The sequence below is a fragment of the Pseudotabrizicola alkalilacus genome, assembly GCF_003443995.1.
GTDB classification, from domain to species: Bacteria; Pseudomonadota; Alphaproteobacteria; order Rhodobacterales; family Rhodobacteraceae; genus Pseudotabrizicola; species Pseudotabrizicola alkalilacus.
On sequence record NZ_QWEY01000012.1, the window covers coordinates 55,095 to 70,179 of the forward strand.

At 62.9% G+C, this 15,085-nt stretch carries 13 protein-coding genes; 9 read left to right on the plus strand and 4 right to left on the minus strand.

Translation table 11 applies throughout. The annotated features are described in order from the left end of the window. Nucleotides 1-184 precede the first annotated feature (184 nt). From D1012_RS18245 to D1012_RS18255, 3 genes are read right to left on the minus strand one after another with little or no spacing between them, the layout of a single operon-like run. The gene (locus D1012_RS18245; protein ID WP_118155569.1) at nt 185-616 is read right to left on the minus strand and encodes a YqaA family protein; all 432 of its coding nucleotides are present in this window, start codon (nt 614-616) and stop codon (nt 185-187) included. 2 nt (nt 617-618) lie between these two features. After that, nucleotides 619-1,926 (minus strand): MFS transporter, encoded by a 1,308-nt coding sequence (locus D1012_RS18250; RefSeq protein WP_118155570.1) that lies wholly within the window; start codon nt 1,924-1,926, stop codon nt 619-621. Further along, nucleotides 1,926-2,183 (minus strand): metal-sensing transcriptional repressor, encoded by a 258-nt coding sequence (locus D1012_RS18255; RefSeq protein ID WP_118155571.1) that lies wholly within the window; start codon nt 2,181-2,183, stop codon nt 1,926-1,928. Before D1012_RS18255 ends, D1012_RS18250 begins: the two co-directional genes overlap by 1 nt. A gap of 342 nt (nt 2,184-2,525) precedes the next feature. Between D1012_RS18255 and D1012_RS18260 the strand changes: the two genes are divergently transcribed. The 9 genes from D1012_RS18260 to D1012_RS18300 all read left to right on the plus strand — a co-directional run bounded on the left by D1012_RS18260 (nt 2,526) and on the right by D1012_RS18300 (nt 12,685). Then, nucleotides 2,526-3,965, plus strand: coding sequence for an NCS1 family nucleobase:cation symporter-1 (locus tag D1012_RS18260; RefSeq protein WP_118155572.1), 1,440 nt, complete (start codon nt 2,526-2,528; stop codon nt 3,963-3,965). Between the two features lie 184 nt (nt 3,966-4,149). Then, nucleotides 4,150-5,103 (plus strand): phosphate/phosphite/phosphonate ABC transporter substrate-binding protein, encoded by a 954-nt coding sequence (gene phnD, locus D1012_RS18265; RefSeq protein WP_118155634.1) that lies wholly within the window; start codon nt 4,150-4,152, stop codon nt 5,101-5,103. A 68-nt stretch (nt 5,104-5,171) separates the two neighbouring features. Continuing rightward, nucleotides 5,172-5,993 (plus strand): phosphonate ABC transporter ATP-binding protein, encoded by an 822-nt coding sequence (gene phnC / locus D1012_RS18270; RefSeq protein ID WP_118155573.1) that lies wholly within the window; start codon nt 5,172-5,174, stop codon nt 5,991-5,993. Further along, entirely contained in the window at nt 5,990-6,790 is an 801-nt protein-coding gene (gene phnE / locus D1012_RS18275) for a phosphonate ABC transporter, permease protein PhnE (RefSeq protein WP_118155574.1), read from the plus strand. The genes phnC and phnE (D1012_RS18275) overlap by 4 nt, the downstream gene beginning before the upstream one ends. Beyond that, the gene (gene phnE / locus D1012_RS18280; RefSeq protein WP_118155575.1) at nt 6,787-7,590 is read left to right on the plus strand and encodes a phosphonate ABC transporter, permease protein PhnE; all 804 of its coding nucleotides are present in this window, start codon (nt 6,787-6,789) and stop codon (nt 7,588-7,590) included. The genes phnE (D1012_RS18275) and phnE (D1012_RS18280) overlap by 4 nt, the downstream gene beginning before the upstream one ends. A gap of 43 nt (nt 7,591-7,633) precedes the next feature. Beyond that, the gene (locus D1012_RS18285) at nt 7,634-8,650 is read left to right on the plus strand and encodes an ABC transporter substrate-binding protein (protein WP_199489559.1); all 1,017 of its coding nucleotides are present in this window, start codon (nt 7,634-7,636) and stop codon (nt 8,648-8,650) included. Then, nucleotides 8,650-10,812 (plus strand): ABC transporter permease, encoded by a 2,163-nt coding sequence (locus D1012_RS18290; protein ID WP_199489560.1) that lies wholly within the window; start codon nt 8,650-8,652, stop codon nt 10,810-10,812. The genes D1012_RS18285 and D1012_RS18290 overlap by 1 nt, the downstream gene beginning before the upstream one ends. A 7-nt stretch (nt 10,813-10,819) precedes the next feature. After that, entirely contained in the window at nt 10,820-11,833 is a 1,014-nt protein-coding gene (locus tag D1012_RS18295) for an ABC transporter ATP-binding protein (protein ID WP_118155577.1), read from the plus strand. Between the two features lie 9 nt (nt 11,834-11,842). Beyond that, the gene (locus D1012_RS18300; RefSeq protein ID WP_118155578.1) at nt 11,843-12,685 is read left to right on the plus strand and encodes an inositol monophosphatase family protein; all 843 of its coding nucleotides are present in this window, start codon (nt 11,843-11,845) and stop codon (nt 12,683-12,685) included. On the opposite strand, the gene D1012_RS18305 is transcribed toward D1012_RS18300, so the two are convergent. After that, nucleotides 12,652-15,084 carry a GcvT family protein gene (locus D1012_RS18305; protein WP_118155579.1) on the minus strand — a complete coding sequence of 811 codons (2,433 nt, stop codon included), beginning with the start codon at nt 15,082-15,084 and terminating at the stop codon, nt 12,652-12,654. The genes D1012_RS18300 and D1012_RS18305 overlap by 34 nt on opposite strands. Nucleotide 15,085 lies beyond the last annotated feature (1 nt).

Below are 15,085 nucleotides of genomic sequence, written 5' to 3' on the forward strand. Positions count from 1 at the left end.
GTAGCCGTGGGATTGGATGGCAATGCGTTTGTGTCCCCATCGCGCAGCAAGGCGGCAGCTCTGGCAGGGCGTCTTACCTGCCGTGTTGTGCAAGAGGCCGGTCGGAGCCCTATGGGTTTGAGGCGGACATCAGGGCAGGATCGGTCACGCCGGATTGTCAGTGCCCGCACTCTGCCTGAGACCCTTAGCGTGCCAGACTTTGCGTGGCCCAGGCCAGCACCAGATAGCGCCCGCCTTTGGCGAGGGTGACAATCAACACGAACCGCCAGAGGGGTTCGCGCAGAACGCCGGCCACAAAGGTGAGCGGATCGCCGATCACCGGAACCCAGGCTGCCAGCAGACTCCAGCGCCCCCAGCGCGCATACCAGCGGGTGGCGTTGTCCATTTGCGTTTGCGAAAACGGAAACCAGCGGCGGTTGGAATAGCGGATCAGAAACCGCCCCATCACCCAGTTCACAACCGATCCGAGCACATTACCTGCCGTTGCCACACTCACAAGCAACCAGATCGGGTGACTAGCAGACAGGATCAACGCGACCAGCACCGCCTCGGATTGCGCCGGGATCAGCGTGGCGGCGGCAAAGGCAGCCAGAAACAAGCCGACAAGCCCGGTCATGCTCAGGCCGCACGCGGCCAGCGTCGGTGCAGATCGTCGATCACATAGGCATGGGCGTGCACGGCAGCGTGTTGGGCCAGATGAGGGTGATCGGGCGGAAGATCGGGGTGGTCATGGGTCAGCGCGCTGGCATCCTGTGACGGCCAGATCCACAGCACGGCCAGAAGACCAATCGTACCTACCCCGGCGAGGACAATCGCCGCAGCGGATAATCCCGCGCCCGCCCCGATCCAGCCCGCCAGCGGATAGGTGACCAGCCAGCAGGCGTGGGACAGCGCGAACTGCGCGGCAAAAACTGCCCCCCGATCCGCCTCGCGCGCAGAGCGGTTGATGATGCGGCCTATCGGGGTCTGGGTCAGCGAAAAGCCAAAGCCGATCACCGCCCAAAGGGCGATCAGTGCTGCAAGGCCGCCCACCAGCGGCACCAGTGCCACACCCGCGACCATCAGGACAGCCCCGCCGATCATCACCGGGCGGTCCTCTGACCGGGCAAGGAGGCGCGGCAAAAGAATGGCGGCCAGCATTGATCCGGCCCCAAATCCTGCAAAGGCCAGTGCGACCGCTTCGCCGCCCAGTCCCAACCGCGCCTGCACCAGCACAACCGTGTTGACATAGACCATCGCCCCCGCTGCGGCCACGGCGGCCTCCATCACCATCAGCCCGCGCAAGCGGGGCGTCCGGGTGTAAATGCGGATGCCTTTCGTCACATCGGTCCAGAAATGACCGGGCGCACCCCGCGTCTGATCCGGCAAGCGGGTCGTCACGACCAGCAGAGCAGAAACAGCGAACCCCACAACGGTGCCCGCAAACAGCACCGGAAAGCTCACAACAGTCAGCAGCAGCGCCGCGATCATGGGCGAGGCCAGCTGCTCCAGGTCTTCGGCCAGACGCAACAGTGACAGCGCGTTGGTATAGTCACCCTCGTCCTTCAGTACATCGGGGATCACCGCTTGAAACGCGGGGGTAAAGCCTGCCGAGGCAGCCTGCAGAAAGAAGATCAGCACATAAATCTGCCAGACCTGATCGACAAATGGCAGGCAGGCAATCACCCCTGCGCGGATCAGGTCCAGTGTCACAAGAAAAGCCCGGCGTGGCAGACGCTCGGCGATGGCGGCGGCAACAGGGGCCAGCGTGACATAGGCGATCATCTTGATCGCCAGTGCGGCGCCCAGCACCGCCCCCGCATTGTCGCCCGCAAGGTGCCAGGCCAGCAGGCCAAGCGCGACCGTAGCAAGGCCTGTGCCCAAAAGTGCCACCATCTGCGCGGCAAAGAGGTGACGGAATGTCGGATTGCGCAGGGTGTGCAGCATCACAACAACTTTGTCAGGGATTTGATCTCGGCCAGATCATGTGCGCCGCCGCTTGTCACACAATGGTCGATGTGATCGTGGATCAGCGCCCGCTTTGCCTCGGCCACCGCGCGTTCGACAGCGTGCAGCTGCGTGGCCAGATCGACGCAGGGCCGCCCCTCGCCGATCATTCCGATAACCCGCCGCAAATGCCCTTCGGCGCGTTTCAGCCGGGTGGCAATGGCAGGATGGCTTGCATGGATATGCGGTTCTGACATCCGCCATGGATATCCCCCCTGGGGGGATATGGCAAGGCCCAAGCAAGGACCGGTCGCCAATAAGGCGAAAGGGCCTCTTGATCCATTCCATTTCAAAATTTGCCAACAGATTAAAATTTAATCTTCAGTCTCAATGTGTTGTCGCGAATTGATGGGTATCTCAATAAAGTCTTTCGCTAAAAACCTATAAGTCAGCCATACGAATGTCTGCTAACATTTTAGCATAAATGTTTACCGCCATGCCAGTGGACACACCATTCTCACGCAGATTTGACCTGTGTGAGCCGCAGGCAGCGCTGCATCAAAAAGACAAAAACACCTTCAACCGGGAGTCACACTACAATGGCAATCAAAGGAACCTCTACCGAACTTGTCGGCGACGCGGACGCTTTGCGACCGGTTGAACCGCACGAGAAAACCTGGGGATGGTTCGCCATCTTCAACGTCTGGGCAAATGATGTGCAGTCGCTCTTTGGCTACACCCTCGTCGCGTCACTGTTCATCGGTTACGGCGTCAGCGGCTGGACCGCCTTTGCCGCCCTGATCGCCGCCGGGCTTTTCGTCATGTTTCTGGTCAACCTGTCGGGGGCGGCGGGCGAGAAGTACGGCATTCCTTACCCGGTCTTCGCCCGCGCCAGCATGGGCACTGCGGGGGCCAAACTGCCTGCCATTTTACGCGCAACAGTCGCGGTGTTCTGGTATGGCGTGCAGGTCTATTTCGCCTCGACCGCGCTTGCCTTGCTGATCCGGCTGGTAACCGGCACTTCCGACGGCGGCCTGTTCCTTGGCATGACGGGCGTGGACTGGGTCTCGTTCCTGATCGTCTGGGCCTTTCATATTGTGATCTTCTGGCGTGGCATGAGCTGGGTCGCAACCTTTCTGAACATCGCGGGGCCGTTTGTTTACGCGGTGATGATCGGGCTGGTCATTGTCTTGTGGTTCAAATCCGATGGCCAGCTTTTGCACCATGCCGCCACGATTTTCGCCAATCCCGAAGGCACATGGAGCACCGAAATCGCCGGTTTCATTGCCATCGTCGGCACCATGATCGCGTATTTTGCCGCCGTTATGATCAACTTCAGTGATTTTTCGCGCTATGCGAAGAACAAGGAGGCGATGATCAAGGGCAACCTTGCAGGCCTTCCACTCAACATGATCCTGTTCTCTGCGCTGGCGTTGCTGACCACCGCGGGAGCTGCGGCGGTTTACGGAGAGCAGATCATCAACCCGACCGAAATCGTTGAGCGGACCGACAGCGTGCTTCTGGGTGTCATTGCCGCCATCACCTTCTTTGCGGCGACGGTTGGCATCAACCTTGTGGCCAACTTCATTCCGGCTGTGAACGGCATCGCCAACCTCGCGCCCGGCAAGATCAGCTTTCGCAAGGCGGGCATCGTCACCTCGGTCTTTGCCCTGATCATCGGCGGGCTTTGGACAGCGGTGATCAGTTCCATCGGGATCAGCGGCTTTGTGAACACGCTGGGGGCTACGCTTGCGCCGCTTTATGGCATTCTGGTGGTGGACTATTACCTGATCCGCAAACAGGAACTCAGCCGTGCCGATCTTTATGATCTGGAGGGTGGGATCTACCATTACGGCAATGGCTGGAACCAGAACGCGGTCTTTGCTTTCGGTATCGCCGCGCTCTTTTCGGTGGCAACGGTCTGGGTTCCGGCTCTGGAACAGCTTCAGGGCTATGCCTGGGTCATCGGTGCGCTGCTGGGTGGGGTGATCTACTATCAGCGGTGCAAGGCGGATCTGGCAGTATCGCCGCAGGTCTGATCAGGCACCATTGATCGAAAAGACAGGCGGGCAGATCTTCTGCCCGCCTGTCTTGTCTGAAACAGACATCGTGCCGGGACGGATCAGGCCGCCGCCCTCGGATTGTCACGAAAAGATTACGCAAGTGATACCCGTGTGTAACATGGAGTTGCTAGCCGACCTCCTGACCGAAAAGGAGATCGCCATGACCATCCGCACCCTGTTGACCGCGACCGCATTGACCTGTGCCGTCGCTTTGCCTGCCGCAGCTGAATTTGCCCTTGATGCCCGCTACATCGACGCCGACGGCGACATGATCGCCGACATCCCGACTGATCCGGCGCAGCTGGTCGATCCCGACACGCTGATCTTTGCCTATACCCCGGTCGAAGATCCGGCCGTTTATGCCGAAGCTTGGGCTGATTTCATCACCCATATGGAATCCGTGACCGGCAAAAAGGTGCAGTTCTTCCCGATCAACAGCAACGCCGCCCAGATCGAGGCGATGCGTGCAGGCCGTCTGCACATCTCGGGCTTCAATACCGGATCAAACCCGCTGGCCGTGGCCTGCGCCGGGTTCCGCCCGTTTGCGATGATGGCCGCTGCCGATGGCAGCTTTGGCTATGAGATGGAGTTCATCACCTACCCCGGTTCGGGGATTGAAAAGGTCGAAGACATCAAGGGCCGCACCATGGCCTTTACCGCCGAAACCTCGAACTCCGGCTTCAAGGCGCCTTCGGCCCTGCTGGCATCGACCTATAACATGGTTGCCGGCACCGATTTCACCCCGGCGTTTTCGGGCGCGCATGACAACTCCATCCTTGGCGTGGCCAACAAGGATTATGACGCAGCCGCGATCGCGAACTCGGTCATGTCCCGGATGATCGAGCGTGATGTGATCAAGCCCGAACAGGTCGTCAGCATCTACAAATCCGACACCTTCCCCACCACCGGCTACGGCGTTGCTCATAACCTGACGCCAGAGCTGCAGGATAAGATCCGCGACGGCTTTTTCAGCTTTGACTGGGCCGGATCCAGCCTTGAGGCCGAGTTCAGCAAGTCGGGTGAGTCGCAGTTCATCCCGATCACCTTCAAGGACAACTGGACCGTGGTGCGCGACATCGACGCTGCGATGGGCGTTTCCTACACCTGCCAGTGACCGACTGAGATACCCGGATGCGGGCGGAGCACTCCGTCCGCATTCCGCTTTTGTGCCAAGGATAACCGATGCTGACCGTGACCGACCTGACCAAAACCTATAAGACCGGAGACAAGGCGCTGGCCGAGGTCAGCCTGACCGTTCCCAAAGGGCAGGTTGTCGGGTTGATCGGGCCATCGGGGGCGGGCAAATCCACCCTGATCCGCTGCATCAACCGGTTGGTGGAGCCGACCAGCGGCAAGATCGCGCTGTCGGGGGCAGAACTCACCGGCCTAGGCCCGCGCGCGTTGCGGCGCGAGCGGCGGCGGATCGGCATGATCTTTCAGGAATATGCGTTGGTGGAACGGCTGACGGTGATGGAAAACGTGCTGTCCGGCCGTCTGGGCTATGTCTCGTTCTGGCAAAGTTTTACGCGGCGCTTTCCGTCCGCCGACATCGAACGCGCCTACCGCCTGTTGGACCGGGTGGGCCTGATGGAACATGCCGACAAGCGCGCCGATGCGCTGTCGGGCGGTCAGCGTCAGCGGGTGGGCATTGCGCGGGCGCTCAGCCAGGAACCCGAGCTGCTGTTGGTCGATGAACCCACCGCCAGCCTTGATCCCAAAACCAGCCGCCAGATCATGCGCCTGTTGATCGAGATCTGCGCCGAACGCGGCCTGCCCGCAATTGTGAACATCCATGACGTGCCACTGGCGCAGCAATTCATGCAGCGCATCATCGGCTTGCGTGCAGGTCGCGTCGTCTTTGATGGCCCGCCCGAGCAGCTGACCGAAAGCGTACTGACCACAATTTACGGTGCCGAAGACTGGACCGCCATGCGCAAGGATGGCGAGGCCGACCGGGTGGCCGAGGCCGAGGCTGTGGCCCGTCTGGCGATGATCAGCGCATGACCGGGTATCCCACCACATGGCGGCGTCCGCCGCAGATTGTGACCGACCGCCGTTGGCGCATCGTGCTGACCGTGGCCATCATCGCCTATCTGCTGATCGGCATGGGCAGCGTCGAGGTGAACTGGGCCCGGATGATGGAAGGCGGCGAACGTGGCCTGCGCTTTGTCTACGGCTTTCTGCAACCCGACTTCACCTCGCGCTGGAAAGACATCTCCAACGGGCTGATCGAAAGCCTGACCATGACGTTGACCTCTACCGTTGTCGGCGTCGCCATTTCGATCCCCATCGGCATTGGTGCTGCACGCAATCTGGCCCCGCCATGGGTCTATTACATCTGCCGCAGCATCATCGCCGTCAGCCGGTCGTTGCAGGAAATCATCATTGCAATCTTTCTGGTGGCCATGTTCGGCTTTGGTCCCTTTGCCGGGTTCCTCACGCTCAGCTTTGCGACCATCGGTTTTATCTCCAAACTGCTGGCCGAAGACATTGAGGATATCGACGAGGCGCAGGCCGAGGCGATCCGGGCGACGGGGGCAAGCTGGCTGCAGCTGGTGCATTACGCGATCCAGCCGCAGGTGATGCCGCGGCTGATCGGGCTGTCGCTGTACCGGCTCGACATCAACTTTCGCGAAAGTGCGGTGATCGGGATCGTGGGGGCGGGTGGCATCGGGGCCACACTGAACACCGCCATCGACCGCTATGAATATGACAGTGCGGGCGCGATCCTGCTGGTCATCATCGCCATCGTGATGGTGGCAGAATACTCCTCCTCCTATCTGCGGAAGTTCCTGCAATGACCGAGTTTCCCCAGACATGGGCGTTCCGCACCCCGCGCGCCCGGCTCGCGCTTTGGTTTGGCTGGCTCTGCCTTGTGGCGCTGTTTGTCTATTGCTGGCAGGTGATGACATCGACCACGATCTGGATGTTCATCTGGGATGCCCCGCGTCAGGCCGCCGACATCGGCAGCCGCATGTTCCCGCCGCGGCTGTCCTATCTGCCAGAGCTGATGATACCGCTGTGGGATACGCTCAACATGGCCACGCTGGGCACCATGCTGGGTGTGATCCTTGCCGTGCCCGTCGCTTTTTTGGCAGCGCGCAACACCACGCCCTCGGCGCTGATCCTGCGCCCGGTGGCGCTGTTCATCATCGTGGCCTCGCGTTCGATCAACTCGCTGATCTGGGCATTGCTGCTGGTCGCAATCCTTGGTCCCGGCCTTCTCGCCGGGATCATCGCCATCGGCCTGCGCTCGATCGGGTTTATCGGCAAGCTGATGTATGAGGCGATCGAGGAAACCGACATCCGCCAGATCGAGGCCGTCACTGCCACCGGGGCCAGCCCGGCGCAGGTGCTGAACTACGCCATCGTGCCGCAGATCATGCCCGCCTTCTGGGGAATCACCGTGTTTCGCTGGGATATCAACATCCGCGAAAGCGCAATCCTTGGTTTGGTTGGCGCGGGCGGATTGGGTCTGAAACTGCAAGCCTCTCTCAATACGCTCGCCTGGCCGCAGGTTACGACGATTCTGCTTGTTATTTTGGCAACTGTGATAGTGTCGGAATGGGTTTCGGCACGGGTGCGCAGTGCGATCATCTGAACAACCGCCATGCAACAGCATGGCCCAACGGGAGACTGACCACATGACCAGACGTTTTACGCTGATCGGGGCCACGGCACTTGCGCTGCTGCCCATGGGCGCTTTTGCTCAGGACAAGGAGCTGGTGCTCTATTGCTCGGTGGATGAGGAATGGTGCCGCGCGCAGTCCGAAGCCTTTGTCCGCGAAACCGGCATCAACGTGCTGATGACCCGCAAATCGTCGGGCGAGACCTTTGCCCAGATCAAGGCCGAAGAAGGTCAGCCGCGCGGTGACGTGTGGTGGGGCGGCACCGGCGACCCGCATCTGCAGGCCGCCCAAGAGGGGCTGACCGAAGAATACCGCTCGGCCATGCTGTCAGAGCTGCAGCCATGGGCTGTCGCACAGGCCGAAACCTCGGGCTACAAGACCGTGGGCATTTATGCCGGGGCGCTGGGGTTTGGCTACAACTCCACCATGGTCACCGAAAACCCGCCTGCCTGCTGGAATGACCTGCTGGACGCGCGCTTTGCCGATGACATTCAGGTTGCAAACCCGAACTCCTCGGGCACCTCCTATACCATGCTGGCCACGATGGTTCAGCTGATGGGCGAGGATGAGGCGTTTGCCTATCTGGCCAAACTGCATGCGAATATCAACCAGTACACCAAATCCGGCTCTGCCCCGATCCGGGCGGCGGCGACCGGCGAAAGCGCTGTCGGCATCGTCTTCATGCATGATGCGGTCACCCAGGCCACCACGGGCGCGCCGATTGTGACCGTGGCCCCGTGTGAAGGCACCGGCTATGAGGTCGGCTCGATGTCGCTGATCAAGGGCGGCCCGAACCCCGAGGCGGCAAAGATCTGGTATGACTGGGCGCTTTCGGCATCGGCACAGGAAATCGGCGCCACTGCGAAAAGCTTTCAGGTGCCGTCGAACGGGTCTGCCGCCACCCCGCCTGAGGCCCCGAAACTGGCCGATATCAAGCTGATCGACTATGATTTCGCCAAATACGGCTCGTCCGAGGTCCGTGCAGCGTTGCTTGCACGCTGGGATGCTGAAATCGGCGCGCTGCCGAAGTGATGCGTGCAGTGAAAGGCCGGATTGGCCTCGTTTGGTCCGGCCTTTTGTTGACCGCAATTCTGGCCCTGCCCTGGTTCAAGGGCGGGGCACTGCTTGACTCGGCGCTGGCCGAGGGCGTGGCGGGCCGGGTCTGGCTGCTGCCGCTGGTGGCGGTGGCGCTGGGTCTGTCGGGTCTGTCGGTGCTGTCGCGCGACTGGCGGATACACCCCGCCGGGGCGGCACTGGTCGGGGCCGGTCTGATCTGGCTGCTGCTGCAGGGCTTTGGCATCGGCCTGCGCGGGCCAGCCCTGCCTGGCATCGGCGTCTTGTTCCCCACCGCGCTTGCCGGGCAGCCCGGCTTTGGCTGGGGGGCGTGGATCGCAGGCATTGCTCTGGTCGGCGCACTGGCCGAGGTTCTGGCCGCGCGCGGCTTTTGCCGGGGCGAGCGGTTTGCCGCGTTCTCGATCATCGGCATCGTGGCGGCGCTGTCGCTTTTTGTCTTTTTCCCCATTCTGAAACTGATGTCGGCGGCGTTTGTCGCCCCTGATGGCACACTCTCGCTTTTGCCGTTCGTGACCCGTATCACCGCCTCTGACCTGTGGTCTGTCGGTTGCCTGACCGGCGCCGGGCGCTGCGGCGTGGTGATCAACAGCGTGGTGCTGGGCGTTCTGTCGGCGGTTTTTGCCACGGCGTTGGGCCTGGCACTTGCCTTGCTGGTCGCCCGCACCGATTTCCGCATGAAGCGTCTTTTGCGGGCGATTTCCATCCTGCCGATCATCACGCCGCCCTTTGTTGTCGGCGTTGCCATCATCGTTCTGTTCGGCCGGACCGGCGTGGTCACGGTCGAGGTGGCTGACTGGTTCGGGGTGCGCCCCACCCGTTGGGTCTACGGCCTGCCCGGCATTCTGCTGGCGCAGGTTCTGGCTTTTGCCCCAGTAACCTTTCTGGTGCTGCTGTCGGCGCTGGAGGCAATCAACCCCACGCTGGAAGAGGCATCGACCACGCTGGGCGCAAAGCCTGTCACCACCTTCCGCACCGTGACATGGCCGCTGCTGCGGCCCGCACTGGCGGCGGCGTTCCTGCTCGCCTTTATTGAAAGCCTGGCCGATTTCGGCAACCCGATCGTGCTGGGCGGCAGCTATGATGTGCTGTCCACCAAGATTTTCTTCGCCGTCGTCGGGGCGCAATATGACCTGGGACAGGCGGCCACGCTGTCAGTGCTGCTGCTGACGCTGACCGTCGCGGCGTTCTGGGTGCAGACGCGCTGGCTGGGCCGCGCCAGCTATGTGACGGTCACCGGCAAGTCTGATGCCGGGCTGGTCGCCCCGGTGCCGCCGCTGATCAAATGGGCGGCGGTGGCGGCGGTGGTGCCTTTCGTGGTCTTCACCGTCGGCATCTATGCCATTGTCCTGATCGGCGGCTTCGTCAAAGACATCGCCCGGCTGGAAATGGCCCCGACCTTTGGCCACCTGTGGACCGCATTTTCCTTTGAGATCAGTGAACGCGGCGTGCAGCTGTTCGGCTCTGCGTGGAACAGCATGATCACCACGCTCTGGGTCTCGGCGCTGTCGGCCCCGCTGACCATGGGCATCGGCATTCTAACCGCATGGCTGATCGCGCGGCAGGATTTCACCGGCAAGCGCGCGTTTGAATTCGGCACGCTGCTGTCTTTCGCGATTCCGGGCACGGTGGTCGGCGTCAGCTACATCGCCGCTTTCAACGTGCCGCCAATCGACATGACCGGCACGATGGCGATTCTGGTGATCTGCTTTGTGTTCCGCAATCTGCCGGTGGGCATGCGCGCGGGCATTGCCGCACTGGCACAGATCGACCGCAGCATGGAAGAGGCCAGCCAGACCATGGGCGCGGGCGGGGGCCGGGTGCTGCGCGATGTGGTGCTGCCGCTGATCCGGCCCGCGATTTTTACCGCGCTGATCTATTCGTTCGTGACGGCGATGACGGCGGTTTCGGCGGTGATCTTTCTGGTCTCGGCCCGGCACAACATGGCCACGGCCTATATCATGGGCCGGGTCGAGAATGGCGAATATGCGCTGGCGATTGCCTATTCATCGGTGCTGATGCTGGTGATGGTGGCTTGTGTCGCGGCAATGAACTGGGCCGTCGGCACGCGACGGCTGGGGCGGCGGACAGCGGTTGCCAACCCCGCGCAACCGGCGGAATGAGGGATATATGACCGAGACAGCCATCGAATTCCGCAGCGTGGTCAAGCGCTACGGCGACGCCACCGCCGTCGCCGGGATCGATCTTTCCATCGCCAAGGGCGAGCTGGTCACCTTCCTCGGCCCGTCAGGCTGTGGCAAGACCACATCCTTGCGCCTGATCGCCGGGCTGGAACTGCCCAGCGAAGGGCAGGTGTTCATCGCCGGGCGCGATGTCAGCCGTGACCCGGCCTCGGCCCGCAATGTCGGCATGGTGTTCCAGTCTTATGCGCTGTTCCCGCATATGTCTGTCCTTGACAATGTGGCTTACGGGCCGGTGATCCGCGGCACGGCCAAGGCGCAGGCACAGGAAAAGGCACGCGAAATTCTGGATCAGGTTGGGCTTGGCGGGTTGCATCAGCGTCTGCCCGCCGAACTCTCGGGCGGCCAGCAGCAGCGCGTGGCCGTGGCCCGCGCCATCGTGCAGCAACCCGATGTGATCCTGTTTGACGAGCCGCTGTCGAATGTCGATGCCAAGCTGCGCCGCAAGGTGCGCGAGGAAATCCGCAGCCTGCAGCGCCGCTTTGGCCTGACGGCGGTGTATGTGACCCATGATCAGGAAGAGGCGCTGGCGGTGTCGGATCGGATTGTGGTGATGGACCGGGGTCGCATCGCCCAGGTTGGCACCCCCGCCGATCTGTATGAACGCCCCTCTACCCCGTTCATCGCCGATTTCATCGGTGACGCGAACCTGATCCGGGGTGAGGTGGCGCAGGGCTATTTCACCGCGCCCGGCCTGTCGCTGCCGGTCACCGGCCCTGACGGCCCTGCCACCCTTTCGATCCGCCCCGAGCGGATCACGCTGGCCCCCGGTGGCCCAGACCGGGTGGTGACAGCCACCTATCTGGGCAGCCGGATGGAGTATATGGTGGCGGCGCAGGTCGGTGAAATGCTGGTCTCGCGCCCGATTTTCGAACCGCGTCTTGCCGCCGGGCAGGACGTGTCGCTGCACATCACCCATACCGACGTTTCCCGCGTCGCCTGAGGACAGACCATGACCGATGCGATCCAAAGCCGCTTTGACCTTGCTCGCCAGCTTGCCACCGAGGGCGGGGCGCTGGCGCTGAGCCATTTCCAGAACCGCGACCGACTGGTGATCGAGGCCAAGGCCAGCCCGCAGGACATTGTCAGCCGCGCGGATCGTGAGGTTGAAGACCTGATCCGCGCCGGGATTCTGGCCGCGTTCCCGCAGGATGCCATTCTGGGCGAAGAGGGCGGCGCGCAGACGGGTGACAGCGGTTTCCTGTGGGTGATCGACCCGATTGACGGCACCTCGCCGTTTCTGGCCGGGCTGCCGCATTGGTGCGTGATCATCGCATTGGTGCAAGGCGATGAAACCGTGGCCGCCGTCACCGCGCATCCGCTGTCGGGCGAGGTGTTTACGGCGATCAGGGGGCAGGGCGCATGGCTGAACGACACCCCCATGCGCTGCGACCCGGCACACCGGATCACCAACAGCCTTGTCGCCATCGGCGCCAGCCATCGCACCGACCCGGATCATGTCTCGGGCGTGATTTCCGGGCTGATGCAGGCGGGCGGCATCTTTTACCGCAACGGTTCGGGCGGGCTGATGCTGGCGTCAGTCGCGGCGGGGCGCTTAGGTGGCTATTACGAGCCGCACATGAACCCGTGGGATTGTCTGGCCGGTGCGCTGATGATCACCGAGGCGGGGGGCCGCGCGCTGCCCATCGGCATTGATCCGGAAGGCGATCTGGTTCTGGCCACAGCGCCCGGCGTGTTCGATGACCTGTGTGCCGTCGTGGCCAAGGCACCGCCGGACCAGAACAACCCGGATCAGAACTATCAGGCGCGGATGCGCACCCCCTCCGGGTCATAAAGCGGCCGCAGGCTCAGCGTGGCGGGCAGCGCCTCGCCCGCGACCACCAGCGCATAGCGCCCCGCGTTCAGCCAGGCATCGGCCACGCCCTCTGCATGGCGGACATAGCCATACCCGATGCTCTGGCCGATGGTATAGCCATAACCGCCCGAGGTCAGATAGCCGACCGCCACCCCGTCACGCAGAATGGTCTCGCGCCCGACCAGCACCGCGTCAGGGTCCGCCACGGTGAACCCCACCAGCCGCTTTTTCAGCGGCTGCCCGGCGACAGCCTCCAGTGCGGCGCGGCCAAGGAACGGCGCATTGCCCTTCATTTTCACCGCCCAACCCAGACCCGCTTCGAACGGGGTGTCGTTGGGGGTGATGTCAGACGACCAGGCGCGATAGCCTTTCTCCAGCCGCAGCGATTCCAGCGCGCGGTATCCCACCGGGCGCAGGCCCGGGTCCGCCGCCATCAGCGCATCAAACACCGCGCCCATCCGGGCCAGCGGAATGTGCAGCTCCCACCCCAGCTCGCCCACATAGGTCACCCGCAGCGCCCGCACCTGTGCCCCGGCGATGCTGATCTCGCGCGCATGGCCAAAGGGGAACGCGGCGTTGCTCACATCCTCCGCCGTTACGCGCGCCAGAATGTCCCGTGCGCGCGGCCCCATCAGCGACAGGGTGCCCCAATCTTCGGTCACATCGGCAAAGCTGAGCCCCTCGGCGGGCAGGTGGTCGGCGATCCAGGCGAAATCATGGGTGCGAAAGCCGGTGCCGGTGACGATATAGAACATATCTTCCGCCAGCCGCGCCACGGTCAGATCGGCCTCGATCCCGCCGCGTGTGTTCAGGAGTTGCGTATAGGTCAGCCGCCCCACATCCCGCGCCACCCGGTTGGCGCAGATCGCTTCCAGCGCCTCAGCGGCCTTGGGGCCGGACAGTTCGTACTTGGCAAAGCTGGACTGGTCGAACAGCCCGGCATGGGTGCGCACATGGGCATGCTCCTCCCCCACCGGGCCGAACCAGTTCTGCCGCCCCATCGAGTAGACGTCTTTCGCCTCCATCTCCACTGGCGCGAACCAGTTCGGCCGCTCCCACCCGAGTTTCGAGCCGAACACGGCGCGCCGCACCTTTAGCCGGTCATACAGCGGCGACACGATCAGCGGGCGGCCGGAGTCGTATTCCTCATGCGGGAAAGCTACGGTGTAATGCTTGCCATAAGCCTCCAGCGTGCGCGTTGCCACCCAGTCGCGGTCGCGGTGCATTGCGGAAAAGCGCCGGATATCAACGGCCCACAGGTCCAGCGGTGCCTCGCCCCGCATCACCCATTCCGCCAAAACCCAACCGGCCCCGCCGCCCGACGCAATGCCAAAGGCATTAAAACCTGCACCAACAAACATGTTCGGGCATTCGGGTGCTGCGCCAAGGATGAAATTCCCATCCGGCGTAAAGCTCTCCGCGCCGTTGATCATCTGCTTGACCCCGGTGGTCTCCAGCGCCGGAATGCGGGCCATCGCCTGTTCCAGATGCTGGCCGAAATGCTCGAAATCATCGTCAAACAGCCGGAATTCCCAGTTCGGCGGAATGTCCCCGGTGACCCAGCCCTGCGGATTCGGCTCATAGCCGCCCATCACCAGCCCGCCGACCTCTTCCTTGAAATAGGTGCGGCGGTCAGGGTCGCGCAGCGTGGGCGCATCGGGTGACAGCCCGTCAATCCGTTCAGTGATGATATACTGATGCTTGACCGGGTGCAGCGGCACAGCCACCCCCGCCATCGCCCCGATCTGCCGTGCCCACATGCCGCCGCAGTTCACCACGGTATCACAGGCGATCACGCCCCGATCCGTCTCCACATGGGTGATGCGGCCCCGGTCCATGGTAAAGCCGGTCACCGTCACGCCTTCGACAATCCGCGCGCCATGCATCCGCGCGCCTTTGGCAAGGCTCTGGGTGATGTCCGACGGGCTGGCCTGCCCGTCGGTCGGCAACCAGCTGGCGCCGATCAGGTCGGATGTCTCCATCAGCGGCCACATCCGCTTCACCTCTTCGGGCGAGATCAGGTGCATCTCCATCCCGAAGCTGCCTGCCGTGGTGGCAAGGCGGCGATACTCGGTCCAGCGGTCGGGGGTAGTGGCCAGCCGCAGACAGCCGGTCATCTTCCAGCCGGTATCCAGCCCGGTTTCCGCCGCCAGGCCCTTATAGAGATCCACCGAGTATTTCAGCACCTTTGTAATGCTGGCCGAAGACCTGAGCTGCCCGACCAGACCCGCTGCATGCCAGGTCGAGCCGGAAGTGATCTTGCCCTGTTCCAGCAGCAGCACATCGGCCTTGTGGTCGCGCGCCAGATGATAGGCGGTGGAACAGCCGATGATGCCGCCACCGATAACGATGATCTGGGCCTGCGCAGGAAGGGTCATG

Excerpts from the sequence above, each read along its gene's own strand:
- phnE (WP_118155574.1), top strand. The coding sequence starts at position 5,990 with ATGACCGGGTATCCCACCACATGGCGGCGTCCGCCGCAGATTGTGACC.
- D1012_RS18285 (WP_199489559.1), top strand. The coding sequence starts at position 7,634 with ATGACCAGACGTTTTACGCTGATCGGGGCCACGGCACTTGCGCTGCTG.
- D1012_RS18250 (WP_118155570.1), bottom strand. The coding sequence starts at position 1,926 with ATGCTGCACACCCTGCGCAATCCGACATTCCGTCACCTCTTTGCCGCG.
- D1012_RS18245 (WP_118155569.1), bottom strand. The coding sequence starts at position 616 with ATGACCGGGCTTGTCGGCTTGTTTCTGGCTGCCTTTGCCGCCGCCACG.
- D1012_RS18290 (WP_199489560.1), top strand. The coding sequence starts at position 8,650 with ATGCGTGCAGTGAAAGGCCGGATTGGCCTCGTTTGGTCCGGCCTTTTG.
- D1012_RS18305 (WP_118155579.1), bottom strand. The coding sequence starts at position 15,084 with ATGACCCTTCCTGCGCAGGCCCAGATCATCGTTATCGGTGGCGGCATC.
- D1012_RS18295 (WP_118155577.1), top strand. The coding sequence starts at position 10,820 with ATGACCGAGACAGCCATCGAATTCCGCAGCGTGGTCAAGCGCTACGGC.
- D1012_RS18255 (WP_118155571.1), bottom strand. The coding sequence starts at position 2,183 with ATGTCAGAACCGCATATCCATGCAAGCCATCCTGCCATTGCCACCCGG.
- phnD (WP_118155634.1), top strand. The coding sequence starts at position 4,150 with ATGACCATCCGCACCCTGTTGACCGCGACCGCATTGACCTGTGCCGTC.
- phnC (WP_118155573.1), top strand. The coding sequence starts at position 5,172 with ATGCTGACCGTGACCGACCTGACCAAAACCTATAAGACCGGAGACAAG.
- D1012_RS18300 (WP_118155578.1), top strand. The coding sequence starts at position 11,843 with ATGACCGATGCGATCCAAAGCCGCTTTGACCTTGCTCGCCAGCTTGCC.
- phnE (WP_118155575.1), top strand. The coding sequence starts at position 6,787 with ATGACCGAGTTTCCCCAGACATGGGCGTTCCGCACCCCGCGCGCCCGG.
- D1012_RS18260 (WP_118155572.1), top strand. The coding sequence starts at position 2,526 with ATGGCAATCAAAGGAACCTCTACCGAACTTGTCGGCGACGCGGACGCT.